16 protein-coding genes and 3 tRNA genes are annotated in these 14315 nt (G+C 63.5%); 8 read left to right on the forward strand and 11 right to left on the reverse strand.

Annotation, left to right across the window (positions count from 1 at the left end; translation table 11 throughout):
- Together ACT3UA_RS10455 and ACT3UA_RS10460 are read right to left on the reverse strand one after the other, a co-directional pair.
- Positions 1 to 204 (reverse strand): hypothetical protein (locus ACT3UA_RS10455; RefSeq protein WP_444616353.1); only part of this gene is annotated, 204 nt, incomplete at its 3' end.
- A 283-nt stretch (positions 205 to 487) separates the two neighbouring features.
- A tRNA-Thr gene (locus ACT3UA_RS10460) sits at positions 488 to 559 on the reverse strand.
- Between the two features lie 415 nt (positions 560 to 974).
- On the opposite strand from ACT3UA_RS10460, the gene ACT3UA_RS10465 reads away from it, so the two are divergent.
- Positions 975 to 1046, forward strand: a tRNA-Thr gene (locus ACT3UA_RS10465).
- Positions 1047 to 1093: 47 nt separating this feature from the next.
- A tRNA-Met gene (locus ACT3UA_RS10470) sits at positions 1094 to 1167 on the forward strand.
- Between the two features lie 49 nt (positions 1168 to 1216).
- Here ACT3UA_RS10470 and ACT3UA_RS10475 read toward each other — a convergent pair.
- On the reverse strand, positions 1217 to 1912 hold the full coding sequence (locus ACT3UA_RS10475) for a GTP pyrophosphokinase (protein ID WP_096283790.1): 696 nt from the start codon (positions 1910 to 1912) through the stop codon (positions 1217 to 1219).
- Between the two features lie 365 nt (positions 1913 to 2277).
- Here ACT3UA_RS10475 and ACT3UA_RS10480 point away from each other — a divergent pair, with 365 nt between their 5' ends.
- The 6 genes from ACT3UA_RS10480 (at position 2278) to ACT3UA_RS10505 (ending at position 6700) form a co-directional block, all read left to right on the forward strand.
- Entirely contained in the window at positions 2278 to 3150 is an 873-nt protein-coding gene (locus ACT3UA_RS10480; RefSeq protein WP_096283788.1) for a DUF2797 domain-containing protein, read from the forward strand.
- 65 nt (positions 3151 to 3215) lie between these two features.
- A complete protein-coding gene (locus ACT3UA_RS10485) occupies positions 3216 to 3476 on the forward strand; it encodes a hypothetical protein (RefSeq protein ID WP_096283766.1) in 261 nt (86 codons plus the stop codon).
- A gap of 48 nt (positions 3477 to 3524) precedes the next feature.
- Entirely contained in the window at positions 3525 to 3971 is a 447-nt protein-coding gene (locus tag ACT3UA_RS10490) for a MaoC family dehydratase N-terminal domain-containing protein (RefSeq protein ID WP_096283764.1), read from the forward strand.
- Between the two features lie 3 nt (positions 3972 to 3974).
- Positions 3975 to 4415, forward strand: coding sequence for a MaoC family dehydratase (locus ACT3UA_RS10495; RefSeq protein ID WP_096283762.1), 441 nt, complete (start codon positions 3975 to 3977; stop codon positions 4413 to 4415).
- Positions 4391 to 5611, forward strand: a complete 1221-nt coding sequence (locus ACT3UA_RS10500) for an MFS transporter (RefSeq protein ID WP_255248338.1) — start codon at positions 4391 to 4393, stop codon at positions 5609 to 5611. Before ACT3UA_RS10495 ends, ACT3UA_RS10500 begins: the two co-directional genes overlap by 25 nt.
- A gap of 27 nt (positions 5612 to 5638) precedes the next feature.
- Complete coding sequence (locus tag ACT3UA_RS10505; RefSeq protein ID WP_096283760.1) at positions 5639 to 6700, forward strand: UDP-N-acetylmuramate dehydrogenase; 1062 nt, start codon at positions 5639 to 5641, stop codon at positions 6698 to 6700.
- Between the two features lie 54 nt (positions 6701 to 6754).
- Here ACT3UA_RS10505 and asd read toward each other — a convergent pair whose 3' ends face one another.
- From asd to mshD, 8 genes are all read right to left on the reverse strand, one after another.
- Positions 6755 to 7873 (reverse strand): aspartate-semialdehyde dehydrogenase, encoded by a 1119-nt coding sequence (gene asd, locus ACT3UA_RS10510; protein WP_096283758.1) that lies wholly within the window; start codon positions 7871 to 7873, stop codon positions 6755 to 6757.
- A gap of 112 nt (positions 7874 to 7985) precedes the next feature.
- Positions 7986 to 8213 (reverse strand): NF038396 family protein, encoded by a 228-nt coding sequence (locus tag ACT3UA_RS10515; RefSeq protein ID WP_096283756.1) that lies wholly within the window; start codon positions 8211 to 8213, stop codon positions 7986 to 7988.
- 5 nt (positions 8214 to 8218) lie between these two features.
- Complete coding sequence (locus tag ACT3UA_RS10520; protein WP_096283754.1) at positions 8219 to 8767, reverse strand: dihydrofolate reductase; 549 nt, start codon at positions 8765 to 8767, stop codon at positions 8219 to 8221.
- A complete protein-coding gene (locus ACT3UA_RS10525) occupies positions 8764 to 9576 on the reverse strand; it encodes a thymidylate synthase (RefSeq protein ID WP_096283752.1) in 813 nt (270 codons plus the stop codon). The genes ACT3UA_RS10520 and ACT3UA_RS10525 overlap by 4 nt, the downstream gene beginning before the upstream one ends.
- Positions 9577 to 9626: 50 nt before the next feature.
- Entirely contained in the window at positions 9627 to 9950 is a 324-nt protein-coding gene (locus tag ACT3UA_RS10530) for a GNAT family N-acetyltransferase (protein ID WP_096283750.1), read from the reverse strand.
- A gap of 81 nt (positions 9951 to 10031) precedes the next feature.
- On the reverse strand, positions 10032 to 11039 hold the full coding sequence (locus ACT3UA_RS10535) for an NUDIX hydrolase (RefSeq protein WP_096283747.1): 1008 nt from the start codon (positions 11037 to 11039) through the stop codon (positions 10032 to 10034).
- A complete protein-coding gene (locus ACT3UA_RS10540; RefSeq protein WP_096283745.1) occupies positions 11039 to 13255 on the reverse strand; it encodes an RNA degradosome polyphosphate kinase in 2217 nt (738 codons plus the stop codon). The genes ACT3UA_RS10535 and ACT3UA_RS10540 overlap by 1 nt, the downstream gene beginning before the upstream one ends.
- An 82-nt stretch (positions 13256 to 13337) precedes the next feature.
- Entirely contained in the window at positions 13338 to 14300 is a 963-nt protein-coding gene (gene mshD, locus ACT3UA_RS10545) for a mycothiol synthase (protein ID WP_096283743.1), read from the reverse strand.
- Positions 14301 to 14315: the final 15 nt, after the last annotated feature.

Raw genomic sequence — 14315 nt, forward strand, 5'->3', positions numbered from 1 at the left:
GGCGCTGCAGCTGGCTTTGAGCCGTTCGAGGTCGTCGATGGTTTGGGTGAGGGTGGCTTGGTTGCCGTGTTCCAGGATGGTGGCTAGGCGGGTGTTGAGGTCCTCGATGAAGGGCATGGGTTGGTCCAGGACGCCTGGGGTGGGTGGCCTGGGTGGGGGCTGGGTTTCGAAGTTTTTGTTGGCTTCGGTGTGTTCTTCGAACATATTTCCACTGTATAGGGGTGGTGTGGAGGGTTTGGGGCGGTGTTCACCAACTGTGGATTAGTGGAGCCCTGCATGGTTAAGTTCCTGTGGATAACGTCAATAAATCTCTGTGACCTGTAGCGATAGAAGGTTGACCGGCGCGGCAAGGCGAGTGCTATCCATGCGCAAACTGCTGGCCCGTGGGCTTGATATTCAGGGGACCGTGAATCGTGCGCTGAATTCAAAAGAGTTTTTGGCAAGCAAAAAGGGAGAAAATCTGCGAAAGATTTTCTCCCTTTATCCGAGCCCCCTGCCGGAATCGATCCGGCGACCTCGTTCTTACCAAGAACGCGCTCTACCACTGAGCTAAGGGGGCAACAGGTAAATACTTTACACACAAATTTTGAGTTTTCAAAATCAGGCGCTGCTTAGTGCTTGACCTCACAAAATCCGTGCTCAGTAGGGGGTTCTGCGTAATCGCGGGAGGTTGATGCGATGTCGAGCGGAAGTGGGGTGCCTGGCGAGCGAGGTCGCTTGGCGCCTTGGGCAAGTGAGTGGAATTGACCGCAAGTGGCTCGGTGCGGAAAGGTGCGGGCGGGCCGTTGGGAAGGCCAGTCCTGAGTGAGTAGCGTCACGGGCGGGGTTTTTCTTCAGGGGGGGCTCAAGGTGCGCGTTCTAGGAATGCGAATAACGTATTTCACTTGGGAATTTAGGGAAATTTAGGGCTGGGTTCAGATGGGGTTTGTCCGATTTTTCTTTGCTGGGAAATCCGTGTAGAGTATTTACTCGTTGCCCCCTTAGCTCAGTGGTAGAGCGCGTTCTTGGTAAGAACGAGGTCGCCGGATCGATTCCGGCAGGGGGCTCTGAGTGGGAAGTCGTCTTGGCTTCTACAGGATGATTTCCCACTTGTGGCGGCGTAGCTCAGCTGGTTAGAGCGCACGACTCATAATCGTGAGGTCCCGGGATCGAGTCCCGGCGCCGCTACCGACAAAAGCCTCGAAAACTCACTGAGTTTTCGAGGCTTTCTTCGTTTCTAAGGCTTGTCGATATTGCCAGTCGAGTTCTTCTTCGAGGATTTCAGAGCTAACTTGCGGACCTGCTCGAGCAAATCTTCATCAAATGGTTCACCGGTTTCCGGGTCACCGGCATTCGCATCGTGGCCATGCACCGCGGTGTGGAGCCGTTGCATCTGGAAGTCAAGTTTTTCGGCGGCGTTGGCCGCGTCCGTAAGCTCTTCGACCAGATGGCTCGGCACGGAGCCTTCGTATTTGTAGAAAATCTTGTGTTCTAAACTGGCCCAGAAATCTTGGGCGATGGTGCGAATCTGCACCTCGACGATCACCGGAACTGGCCCCTCCGACAGGAACACCGGAATCTCCAGGATTAAGTGCAGGCTTTTATAGCCGTTTGCTTTCGGGTTTTTGATGTAATCCTTGACCTGAAGCACCTTCAGATCGTTTTGCGAAGTGAGCGTATTGAGGATCTTGTAGGTGTCCTTGATGAAACTGCAGGTGATCCGAATTCCGGCGATATCGGTAATGTTTGCGCGAATCGAGGGGAGGGCAGGATCGATGCCGCGCTTGACTACTTTTCGAAGAATGCTCTCCGGTGATTTCACGCGTGAAGTGACATGCTCGATCGGGTTGTACTTGTGCAAATACAAGAATTCCTCGCGCAGGATCGAAACCTTGGTCAGTACTTCGTCCGCCGCGAAGCGGTATTCCATCATGAACTTCGGAAGCGACTGCCGCAGGGAAAGCGCGAAGTCATAGGCAAGCGGCCCGTCACCGCCAGCGGAATTGCTGATCGGAGTAGGTAGGACTGCGTGGTGATCATCTGAATGGGGAGAAATTTCGGCCACCTCTGGATAAAGTAGTAGGCCCGAGGGCCTACCAATATTTCGTCAACTTCTTCCACACTAATCCTGTCCACTAAGAATTAGGCATGAACAAGATACATGTTGTTAGTGCATTGTCGCGGTGTTTAACGCTCTAACGTTGAGTGCAGGACTTTTGAAAGGGTCGGATGATTCTCGAACGTGAAAACCGGCAGCTCTGCCACGGAATTAGTTTTTCGCAAAATGAGCCAGATCCAATGTTGCGCCTGCGCCGTGGCGATGACTGGATCAATGAACCGCTTCGTGAGAACCGATCGATCACGCTGAGCGTGGGGGAGACGAAGTTCTGTCTGGGATATGTGAGCATGCGTGCCGATGGTTCACGCAGCCTGCATCCCTGCCCGAAGCTCAAGGGACTGAACACCGGCACGCAATGCGATGGCTGCCGTCGTTTGGACCAAAGCAAATTTATGCACCAATTCCACAAGACCGGCGAAGCGCCCGAGGGGCTGCGCAAATACCTGGAGCAACCGCATTTCCTGTACGTCGCAAGCTTCGCTCAAGGTGCTACCAAGGTCGGAACCACCTCGGTGCAGAGCAAATGGACGCGACTGGCGCAGCAGGGGGCGGTAGCCGCACGCTACGTCGCACGGGCGGCAGACGGTGCAGCGATCCGCGTATTGGAGGACCTTGTCACCGAGCATGTGGGTCTGAAGCAGCAGATTCGGCAAAAATCCAAGGTTAAAGGGCTGACCTCGTGGGAAATGGATGCCGCGAGTTTGGACGCTGCCAATGCATCGGCCGCGCGGCGCACGCAGTCCTTCCTCGAATCGCAGGGGGAGCTGTCGACCTATGGCGTGGAATTGTTGGATCAGCGTTGGGAGCAGCCCGCATTTGCGCGTGAGGTAATCCGCGCATGGGATGCCAAGTCCCTCCATCCATGGGCGGGAGCAGTTCCGGGAAGCGAACTGAATCTGCGCATTCGCGGGGTGCTTGGCCAGACGATTCTCGTGGACAGCGGCGCGGAGACGACTTTAAGATTGCTCGATGCCGCGGAACTGAAGACCCGAGTGGTGAGCGTGAAAGAGCAGCGCGGTGAGTTCTTCGAGGAACAATCTCCATTGTTCTGAGTTTCACGCGCAATTTCGTTTCGCGCTGGGCACCGTGGCGCGCACTGTCAACTAAACTGGATGCCATGACCAACACTCCATGGGAAGCGGCCTCTCCGCGTTACAAGAAGCTTGTGTTCACCGCCATGGGTGTAATGGGCTTTGGGATTATCTTGGCGATCATCGGTGCGAACATTCCTTCGCTGCCGCTGGTCTACACCGCGATCTGCATTATGGTCGTTGGCATGCTGTGCCATATTGTGGCGCTGGCCGTCCGTGCCCGGGATACCCGCAACTGGCGCATCGCCAATGGACTGGCGACCCCGCGCGCCAAGAAGCAGAAGTAACAGAGCCACCAAAGGCTACTTAGCAACTCACAACGTGCAGGAGAACTAATGGGTATCAACCCTGACCTCGTGGGGCGAATTTACCCCGCCGGTGCGTCCTACCAGGTAGGACGCGAAAAGATTCGTGAATTCGCCACCGCGACCAAGGCAAGCTCGCCGGCGCATTTCCAGGTGAGCGCGGCCCGCGATCTGGGGTACGCGGATCTGGTTGCCCCGCCAACCTTCGCCATCATCATCGCCCAGCGTGCCGATGCCCAGCTCATCGCCGATCCGGCCTCGGGGATCGATTTCTCCCGCGTGGTGCATGCCGACCAGCGGTTCACCCACCACCGCCCGATCGTCGCCGGCGATGAATTGCTCGCCGAACTCTACGTGGACCAGGTGCGCGAAATGGGTGCCGGAGCGATGATCACCACCCGATCGGAAATCACCACCGTGGACGGCGAGAAGGTCGCCACCACCACTTCATCGCTACTGGTACGAGCAGAGGACTAGGCCATGATCGAATTCTCCACCCTGGAAAAGGGCCAAGTCATCGGCTCGAAGACGGTGAGCGTGAACCGCGGGGATCTGGTGCGCTATGCCGGCGCCTCGGGGGACTTCAACCCGATCCACTACAACGAGCGCTTCGCCAAGGAAGTAGGTCTCGACTCGGTGATCGCCCACGGCATGTTCACCATGGGCTCGGTCATCGAGCTGGTCAGCGCATGGGTGGGTAACCCCGGAGCGATCCTGGACTACCAGACCCGCTTCACCAAGCCGGTCATCGTCGATGACCCGGCCGGGAGCAACCCGGGCGACGCGGCGGGCACCGCCATCGACATCGAAGGCAAGATCGGCGCGCTGGATGCCGAAGCCCGCACCGCGCGCGTGGACTTGACCGTATCGGCCAACGGAACCAAGGTGCTGATGAAGTGCCAGGCCGTGGTGCAGCTCTGAACAAGCACCCGGTAGGCGAAGTGCCCGGAGCGGTCATCGCCTGGCGCAATTCGCTGATGGCGGCCTACCTGGCCAGCGGCCTGCTGATCTCGGCCTTGGTTTCCCGGCTGCCGGCGGTGCGCGACGCGCTGGCGCTGGATCACGCGAACGTCGGCTTGCTGCTGCTCTGCCTCAGCGCCGGCTCCTTCCTGTCGGTAGCCCTCTCGGGGCAAGCCGTCCTGCGCGCCGGTGCCACCAACGTCATGCGCGTCGCGGCGAGCGTGGCAGGCAGCTCGCTGCTGCTGGTCGGGGTCAGCTCCGGGGCGCTGGGCTCTACCTGGCTGACCGGCGTATTTCTCTTCACCCAGGGGCTGGGGACCGCCGCGTGGAATGTGGCCTCCAATGTGCAGGGCGCGGCCATGGAGCGGGCCCTGGGCAAAAGCATCATGCCCGCGCTGCACGGATTCTTCTCCATCGGCACCGTGCTCGGGGCCGGTGTCGGTGCCGCCTCGGCCGCGCTGGCACTGCCGGTGCAATACCACTACGGCGCGATGGGCCTGCTCATCGTGGGCATGGTGCTCTACAGCGCACGGTTCTTCGGCGAGGACTTCGCCAGGACCCCGCGCACGCACTCCGGGTCTTCGCTGAAGGCGGCCTGGCGGGAACCGCGCACGGTGCTGCTCGGCGTGCTGGTGCTGGGCATGGCCCTGGCCGAAGGAGCCGCCGGCGACTGGGTGGCCCTCGCCCTGGCCGACGGCTACCAGAGCAGCGCGGCGGTGGGCGCCATCGGCTACGGGGTGTTCGTGAGCACGATGACCTTGACCCGGCTGCTCTCCGGGGATTTGATCCTCCGGCTGGGCCGGGTGCGCATGATCCAGGCCAGCGCGATCGCCGCCCTGGCCGGGGTGCTGCTCTTCGCCTTCGGCGGCAGCCTGCCGCTGGCCTTTATCGGCTTGGCCGTGTGGGGGATGGGCGTCGCGCTGACCTTCCCGCTGGCGATGAGCGCCGCCTCCGCGGATCCGCTGCATGCGGCTACCCGCGTCTCGGTGGTCTCCACCATCGGCTACGGCGCCTTTCTGGGCGGCCCGCCGCTGCTGGGGCTGCTGGCCGGGGCGATCGGGCTGCTGCCGGCGCTGGGCAGCATCTCGATTCTGGTGGTGCTGGCCTTCTGCCTTTCGGCCAATATGGCGGGGTACCGCCAGGCCGAAGACCACTAGCACACGTAATTATCCGAAAGTAGGAGCATGCTGAAGAATTTGACGACATCGCAGGTCGGCGGCCCGGCCCAGTCGCTGGTGGTCGCCACCACCGAGGACGAGCTTGTCGCGGCCCTCGCGGCGGCCGACGCCGCCGGGGAACGCGTGCTGCTCGTCGGCGGCGGCTCGAACCTGGTCATTTCCGATGCGGGATTCCCCGGGACCGTCATCCAGATCGCCACCCGCGGGGTGCGCGTGGAAGAGCAGAGTTCGCACACCGCGCTGCTGCGCGTGGCCGCCGGGGAGAACTGGGACGCCGTGGTCGAATTCAGCCTCGCCCAGGAACTGAGCGGGCTGGAGGCGCTTTCGGGCATCCCGGGCTGCGCCGGGGCCACCCCGGTGCAAAATGTGGGGGCCTATGGTGCCGACGTTTCGCAGACCCTTCAATGGGCGCGGGTCTACGACCGGGAAACCGGCGAGCGGCTCACCCTGGACAAGGCGCAGCTGGCCTTCGGCTATCGCGATTCGCTGATCAAGCGCAGCTCGGAGAACGGTTCGCCGCGCTACGTGGTGCTGGCGGTAGGCTTCGCGCTGCGCCGCACGGAGGCCTCTGCGCCGATCCGCTATGCGGAATTGGCACGGCGGCTCGGCGTGGAAGCCGGACAGAGCGCGCCGGCCGCACAGGTGCGCCAGAGTGTGCTGGAGCTGCGGCGTTCCAAGGGCATGGTGTATGACCCGAACGATCCGGACTCGCACTCCACCGGCTCCTTCTTCACCAACCCGATTCTGCCCGCCGAGGTGCTGAAGCGGCTGCCGGAGGACGCACCGCACTACCCGGTGCCCGAGGCGGGCCTGGTGAAGCTCTCGGCGGCCTGGCTGATCGACCGGGCCGGCTTCGCCAAGGGTTTCGGGCTTCAAGGCACCGCAGGCTACGAGCTGGCCGGCGGGCGCGCGGCCCTGTCCGCCAAGCACACCCTGGCGATCACGAACCAGGGCGGGGCCAGCGCCGCGGATCTGCTGGCCATCGCCCGGGCGGTGCGCGCCGGGGTCCACGAGCGTTTTGGGATCATGCTGGTCAACGAACCGCTGCTGATCGGCCTGGCCCTCTAGCGAGCGCAAAAAAGCCCCTTCGAACCGATGGTTCGAAGGGGCTTTGCCTTGTGCCTAGAGGCGGCCCTGGGCGATGGCCAGCATGCGGCGCAGCGGCTCCGCGGCGCCCCAGAGCAGCTGGTCGCCGACGGTGAAGGCGGAGATGTACTGCGGGCCCATTTCCAGCTTGCGGATGCGGCCCACCGGAATGTCCAGGGTGCCCGAGGCGGCGACCGGGGTCAGCGCGTCGACGGTGGCTTCCTTGGTGTTGGGCACGACCTTGGCCCACTCGTTGTCGGAGTCCAGCAGCGATTCGATCTCGGAGACCGAAAGATCTTCCTTCAGCTTCAGGGTCAGCGCCTGCGAGTGCGAGCGCATCGCGCCGATGCGCACGCACAGCCCGTCCACCGCCACATGCCGTTCGCCGCTGGTCTGCAGGATCTTATTGGTCTCGACCCCGGCCTTCCACTCTTCCTTGGACTGCCCGTTGCCCAGGTCCGCGTCGATCCACGGGATCAGCGAGCCGGCCAGCGGCACGCCGAACTGGGTGGCGTCCAGCCCACCGCGCTGCGCGGCCAGCACCTTGCGGTCGATCTCCAGGATCGCGGAGGCCGGGTCGTCCAGTTCGGAGGCGACGTGGGAGTTGATGTCGCCGAACTGGGTGAGCAGTTCGCGCATATGGCGGGCGCCGCCGCCGGAGGCGGCCTGGTAGGTCATCGAGGTGCCCCATTCGACCAGGTTGTTCTTGAACAGCCCGCCCAGGCCCATGAGCATGCACGAGACGGTGCAGTTGCCGCCGACGAAGTCCTTGACCCCGGCGACCAGGGAATGGTCGATCACGCTGCGGTTGACCGGGTCGAGCACGATCACCGAGTCCTCGTTCATGCGCAGCGTGGAAGCCGCGTCGATCCAGAGCCCGTCCCAGCCGGACCTGCGCAATTCGCTGTGGACCTTCGAGGTGTAGTCCCCGCCCTGCGCGGTGACGATAATGGGCAGCTTGGCCAGGGTTTCAAGATCGTAGGCGTCCTGCAGCGCCCCGGCTCCTGCGGCGAAGGCCGGGGCGGCGCCGCCGGCGTTCGAGGTTGAGAAAAAGACCGGGTCGAGGTGCGCAAAATCGCCTTCGTCGAGCATGCGCTGCATCAGCACGGAGCCAACCATGCCGCGGTAACCAACAAATCCAACAGATGAAGTCATATCTCCATGGTAGGGGGAGTGGTCAATCTGCACCGGGTTCGTTACAGCAGTTAAAGCAGAATCACACCCGAGGCCCAGCAGGGCTCGAGTGTGATTCGTGGAAGCCGAAGAGTTACTTTTCCTCCAGCAGCTTCTTGCGATTGTTGATCGCCCACATCGCGCCGAAGATGAACAGCTGGGTGGGGACCAGCAGCATGATCAGCCCGAAGACCTTATTTCCGCTGAGCACCATGAAGAAGCCCAGGGCCGCCACCACCAGGGCCAGCAGGGGGAAGAGCATGTAGCCGAGGATGAACAGCGCCTCGGGGTGGGCCTTGAGCTCGCCAAGATATTTTTTCACGTCGGTCAGTCCTTTTCGCGGATCCAGGATTCGAAGCGGTAGCCGATACCGCTCTTTGAGCTATGCCATGCCTCGGCCGGGTCGGCCGCGGAGAGCTTAAAATCTTCCGGGAGCGCTGGGGCCGTGGTATCCCCGGCCGGGCTCAAATCAAGCCGGGTGATCACCGCAACATCGAGCAGCTCAAGGGCCGCGGCGTAGAGCTGTCCGCCGCCGATGATCCAGATCTCTTCGCCGCCCGGGCTCTGCCGGGCCAGCTCCAGCGCCTCGCGCAGGCCGCCGGCCGGGATGCCGCCGTCGGCGCGGAGCTGATCCTGATTGCGGGAGGTCAGCACGATATTGCTGCGCCCGGGCAGGGGGCGGAACTTGGCCGGGAAGGATTCCCAGGTGTTGCGCCCCATGATCACCGGGTGCCCGGCAGTGACGGCCTTGAAATGGGCCAGATCCTCGGGTACATGCCAGGGCATGGAACCGGCGGCGCCGATGATCGAGTTGGCGCCCTGCGCCCAGATTGCGCCGATCAGCGGTTGCTGGCCGGTGGCGTGGCGTGGACTCATACGGCCACGGCCCCCTTGATGGTCGGGTGGTGCTGGTAGTCCTTGAGCACAAAATCTTCCAGCGTGTAGTCGAAGAGCGAGGCCGGCTTGGAAGCGAATTCGAGCTTCGGGTAGGGGTAGGGCTCGCGGCGCAGCTGCTCGCGGACCTGTTCCAGATGGTTGGTGTAGATGTGGGTGTCGCCGCCGGTCCAGATGAATTCGCCCGGCTGAAGATCAAGCTGCTGGGCGACCATCAGGGTCAGCAGCGCGTAGGAAGCGATGTTGAAGGGAACGCCGAGGAACATGTCGGCGCTGCGCTGGTAGAGCTGGCAGGAGAGCTTGCCCTCGGCGACGTAGAACTGGAAGAACACGTGGCAGGGCGGCAAGGCCATCTGCTGGATTTCGGCCACATTCCAGGCCGAGACGAGGTGCCGGCGCGAATCGGGGTTACTGCGCAGGGAATCCATGACCTGGGAGATCTGGTCGATATGCGCACCGTCCGGGGTCGGCCAGCTGCGCCACTGCACCCCGTAGACCGGGCCGAGCTCGCCGTCTTCATCGGCCCATTCGTTCCAGATGCGCACGCCCTGATCCTGCAGCCACTTCACATTGGATTCGCCGCGCAAAAACCAGAGCAGTTCCGCGGCAACCGACTTAAAATGCACCCGTTTGGTGGTGATCAGCGGGAAGGATTCGCTCAGGTCGAAGCGCAGCTGGCGGCCGAAAACGGAGCGCGTGCCGGTGCCGGTGCGGTCCTCTTTCGCGGCGCCATTGGCGAGCACGTCGGCCAGCAGGTCTTCATATGGTGTGGCGATAGTCTGTGGAGTCACCGTTCCATCCTAGCTTTCCATGGCCGGATCGCGCTAAAAGCGGTGCCGGCTCAGGCGAGCATATCGTGGTACTCCGGGTAGCGGGAGAGATAATCCTGCACATAGCTGCATTCGGGGACGATTTTTGCTCCCTCGGCGCGCAGCTCATCGAGCACCATGGTCACCAGCGCGCGGGCGTAGCCGCGGCGGCCGAACTCCTCGTTCACGATCGTATGCTGCAAGGTCACCAGCTGCTCCTCGCGGTGGTAGCCGATGAAGCCGATGAAGGTGGAACCGTGCCATAGCGAGTAGCGCCCGCGCCCCGTGTCGTGATCCATGCGCAAGCCCTGATGCACAATTTTCTGCACCGGGTGTTCTGGCTGTTGGGCAGTCATGGCGGTTGCCTCCTCGATGGTGACTTCTCTCACCTCTAGTCATAGTCGCATTTGGGGATAGATGCAACGACCGTGCACGAGTTAGTCGTGATAGGGCGCGTGGATCTCCACGGACACGAACTGATGCTTCGCACCGATGGCCTGCTGGGCCACGATCACCCCGCCCGGATCCAGGAAGGGATCCTGGGCCGGCAGCACCGCGGCGACCTTCGCCGAAACCCGGGAGCGCAAGACCTCGATGATCAGCGGGAGCACCGGGCGGTGGGTGCAGATCACCTGCGAACGCGACTTGGCCACGAGCTTCTCGATGGCGCGTTGGGCCTTGTGCGGCTTGCGCTTGGCCTCATGCTCGGTGATGGAGCGGATGGTTTTCAGCTTCAGCGAATGCTGGACCAGGTACGGGGTCACCGTTTGCACGCAGCGCGTCCACGGCGAGGACGCCACATTTCCCGGTTGCCAGGCGTCGAGCATGCGCGCCACCGCTTGGGCCTGCCGGCGGCCGGTGGCCGCCAGCGGGCGTTCGCCCTCGGCGCGTGTCCACTTGCCGCGCGGCTTGGCCTTGGCGTGGCGCAGGATGATGAAGGCCAGGCTCTCCAGACGCTGCTTCTGGTGGGCCTTGCGCAGATCCTCGAGCGGGGCCAGATCCGAGGGGTTGGTCAGCAGGGCCGCGGCCTCGGCCGCCGTCACCCAGCGCAGCTCATCGCATTCGACGCCGTCGGGCACCGCTTGCAGCGCGGGGTCCACCTTGGCCGCCCAGTAGTAGACGACCTTGGTTTTGCCCTTGACCGAATAGGCGGTGGCCGCCAGCGGGATGCCGAGGCTCAGGCGCAGGCCGACCTCTTCGCGCAGCTCGCGGATGGCGCATTCGGGGATCGATTCGCCGGAGTCGAGCTTGCCCTTGGGCCAGGACCAATCGTCATAGCGCGGACGGTGGATCAGCAGCACGTGCAGCTCGCCGCCGCGCAGCTGCCAGGGGATCGCCCCGGCGGCGACCACGTCGAATTCGCCCAGGCGGATCTCTTCGGCATCGCTGGAGCGCTGCAGTTCGCACAGCTGCAGGCGTGAATGCTGGGACTGGGTGGCGGTCACTAGCTGTGCAATCCGCTCTGCCGGCGCCGGGTGTGCTCTTCGGTGAGCCAGAACTGGATATCGGTGAGCGCCTTGCCCTCGGCATCCTGGTGGTGGCGGGTCCACGCGCCATCGGAGCCCAGATGCCAGCCCATGGTCGAATCGTCCATATAGCGCCCCAGCAGGTCGGTCATGGAGTCGATGTCCTCCTGATTGCGCAGCGAAACCAGGGCTTCCACGCGGCGGTCCAGGTTCCGGTGCATCATATCGGCGCTGCCGATGTAGACCAGCGGGTCCCCGGCATTGCCGAAGAGGAACACGCGGCTGTGCTCCAGGAAGCGGCCGAGGATGGAGCGGACGCGGATGTTCTCGCTCAGGCCCGGCAGCTGCGGGCGCAGCGCGCAAATGCCGCGCACGATCACATCCACCTTCACTCCGGCCTGGCTGGCCCGGTACAGGGCATCGATAATGGCCTCGTCGACCATCGAGTTCACCTTGATGCACACGTAGGCCGCGACCCCGTTTTGCGCGTTGGCGATTTCCTTCTCGATCAGCTCCAGCAGCCCGGTGCGCACCGTGCGCGGGGCCACCAGCAGCCGGTGGTAGGTGGAGCGCGGCGCGTAGCCCGAGAGCTGGTTGAACAGCCGGGAAACATCTTCACCAACGGCTTCGTCGCAGGTCAGCAGCCCGAAGTCTTCATAGTAACGGGCGGTGCGCGGGTGGTAGTTGCCGGTGCCGATATGGCAGTAGCGGCGCAGCTTGTCCCCTTCCTTGCGCACCACCAGGGAGAGCTTCGAATGGGTTTTCAGGCCCACGATGCCGTAGACCACGTGCACCCCGGCCTGCTCCAGCTTGCGCGCCCAGGTGATATTCGCCTGCTCGTCGAAGCGCGCCTTGATCTCCACCAGCGCGAGGACCTGCTTGCCGGCCTCGGCCGCGTCGATCAGCGCGTCGACGATCGGGGAGTCGCCACTGGTGCGGTACAGGGTCTGCTTGATGGCCATGACCTTCGGGTCCGCGGCCGCCTGCTCCAGGAACGCCTGCACGGAGGTGGAGAAGGAATCGTAGGGGTGATGCAGCAGGATGTCGCGCCGGCGCACCGCGCCGAAGACATTCGCGGCCTTCGCGGTCTCCGATTCATTCAGGAACCGGGAGGTGTGGCCCACATGCTTGGTGTAGTGCAGTTCGGCGCGGTCCAGCGCGGCGATCACGCCCAGCCCGCGCAGATCCAGCGGGGCGGGCAGCCGGAAGACCTCGTCTTCCTCGATATTCAGCTCGCGCACCAGCAGCTCGAGCACCTGCGGGTCAATATCGTCGGCGACCTCCAGGCGCACCGGCGGGCCGAAGCGGCGGCGCAGCAATTCCTTCTCCAGGGCCTGGAGCAGGTTCTCCGCGTCGTCCTCCTCGACCTCGAGATCCTCATTGCGGGTGACGCGGAAGAAGTGGTGCTCGACGATTTCCATGCCCGGGAACAACAGGTCCAGGTGCACGGCGATCAGCGCCTCGAGCGGGATGAACCGGGCGGTGCGCTGCGAGGAGTGCGCCGCCTTGGCGCCGTCGATGCCGACCAGCCGGGCGATGGTATCGGGCACCTTGAGCCGGGCGAAGAGCTCCTTGCCGGTCAGCGGGTTGCGGACCACCACCGCGAGGTTCAGGGACAGCCCGGAGATGTAGGGGAAGGGATGCGCCGGGTCGACCGCCAGCGGGGTGAGCACCGGGAACACTTGGGAAACGAACCAGGCGGAGAGGTGCTGGCGCTCGGCGTCGCCGAGCTCATCCCAGCGGGTGATCCGGATGCCTTCCTCCGCGAGGGCCGGACGGACCTGCTCGGAGAAGACCAGGGCATGCCGGGTCTGCAGTTCGTGGGCGGAATTGAGCAGCAGTTCGAGCTGATCGACCGGGTTCATCCCGTTGGCTGCGGGCACGGCCAGGCCGGTGGCGATGCGGCGCTTGAGTCCGGCCACGCGCACCATGAAGAACTCGTCGAGGTTCGAACCGAAAATTGAGAGGAAGTTCACCCGCTCCAGCAGCGGGAGCTCCTTGTCCTCGGCGAGTTCCAGCACGCGAGCGTTGAAGTGCAGCCAGGACAACTCCCGATCCAGGAATCGTTCGTTGTTGAATCCACCCTCGGGATGCCGGGCCGGCGATTTGATGGCCGGCTCGATGCGGTCTTCGTTCATCTTCGACGCCGGCACATCACGTAACTGTGAGGCCGGCTGCTTCGGGGTGGTAGTCATCTACTGAACTCGCTTCTTTCTGCAAGTGGAAACCTAGTTGCACCTCATTGCGCTGGCCAGAGGCTCTGCTCTGCCCGGTACCCTACGATTCTATCGGCTGCGGGCCGTACATGATGTCGGTGTCCCAGAGTGTGAAGCCCAGCGAACGGTAGAGGCTGACCGCCGCTTGGTTCTCGGCGTCAACGTAAAGCAGGACGGCGCCCACTCCCATCTCCAGCAGGTAGTTCACCCCGAGGGCGGTGAGCACTCGGCCCAAGCCCAGGCCCTGGGCTTCGGGGACCACGCCGACCACATAGACCTCGCCCAGCGGGCGGACCGAATCCCCGGTGGCCGGGTGGATCTTGGTCCAGTGGAAGGCGATGACCTGCTCCGCGGCGTCGAAAGCCAAGAAGAAGCCCGCAGGATCAAACCAGGATTCGGCCATGCGCGAGTCCAAATCCGCCAGCGTGAGCGAACCCTGTTCCGGATGGTCCGCGAATGCCGCCGCGTTGGCGGCCAACCAGGCCGGCTCGTCCTCGCCCACCCGGAAGGTGCGCACGTTGCTGCCGCGGTCCAGCTGCGGAATCTCCAAGGACTCGGGGCTTTCGCGGCGCAGCTTATGCAGCTCGCGCACGGTGGCCAGGCCGATGACCTCGGCCAGCTTCTTCGCCGCGGGATGCCCGCCGTGCGCCCAGGCCTGAATGCGGCTCAGCTCCAGCTCTTCGCCAAGGCGCTGCACGAGGGCCGAGGCGATGCCTTGCTGGCGATGCTGCGGGTGCACCACGAGTTCGACCACCCAGGAATCGGCCTGCGGATCGCGCACCGCGGCCACCACGCCGACCAGCGTGGACTCTCTTGGGTCCGCCTGCTGCTCGGCGCGCAGCGAGAAGACCTTCTCCGAGAATTCCTCGGAGCCAAGGGCGACCAGGGTCTGGTCGCTCAGCGGCGGGTTGCCGTCGTGCTCCTGAGCTGCGGCGGCGAGCTCGCGTACCTCAGCAAGTTCGCGTTCTTCCAGCTCACCTTGTGTTTTCTCGATGGACAAAGTAGTTTGTGGCAGTTCGCTCATACCTTCACCTTAGCC

Origin of the sequence: Glutamicibacter sp. 363 (assembly GCF_052379505.1) — a bacterium.
Lineage (GTDB): Bacteria > Actinomycetota > Actinomycetes > Actinomycetales > Micrococcaceae > Glutamicibacter.

Coding starts and splice junctions, on each gene's coding strand:
- ACT3UA_RS10520 (WP_096283754.1), bottom strand. CDS start 8,767: ATGAGTCCACGCCACGCCACCGGCCAGCAACCGCTGATCGGCGCAATC.
- ACT3UA_RS10490 (WP_096283764.1), top strand. CDS start 3,525: ATGGGTATCAACCCTGACCTCGTGGGGCGAATTTACCCCGCCGGTGCG.
- mshD (WP_096283743.1), bottom strand. CDS start 14,300: ATGAGCGAACTGCCACAAACTACTTTGTCCATCGAGAAAACACAAGGT.
- ACT3UA_RS10495 (WP_096283762.1), top strand. CDS start 3,975: ATGATCGAATTCTCCACCCTGGAAAAGGGCCAAGTCATCGGCTCGAAG.
- ACT3UA_RS10475 (WP_096283790.1), bottom strand. CDS start 1,912: ATGATGGAATACCGCTTCGCGGCGGACGAAGTACTGACCAAGGTTTCG.
- ACT3UA_RS10540 (WP_096283745.1), bottom strand. CDS start 13,255: ATGACTACCACCCCGAAGCAGCCGGCCTCACAGTTACGTGATGTGCCG.
- ACT3UA_RS10505 (WP_096283760.1), top strand. CDS start 5,639: ATGCTGAAGAATTTGACGACATCGCAGGTCGGCGGCCCGGCCCAGTCG.
- asd (WP_096283758.1), bottom strand. CDS start 7,873: ATGACTTCATCTGTTGGATTTGTTGGTTACCGCGGCATGGTTGGCTCC.
- ACT3UA_RS10480 (WP_096283788.1), top strand. CDS start 2,278: ATGTTGCGCCTGCGCCGTGGCGATGACTGGATCAATGAACCGCTTCGT.
- ACT3UA_RS10485 (WP_096283766.1), top strand. CDS start 3,216: ATGACCAACACTCCATGGGAAGCGGCCTCTCCGCGTTACAAGAAGCTT.
- ACT3UA_RS10530 (WP_096283750.1), bottom strand. CDS start 9,950: ATGACTGCCCAACAGCCAGAACACCCGGTGCAGAAAATTGTGCATCAG.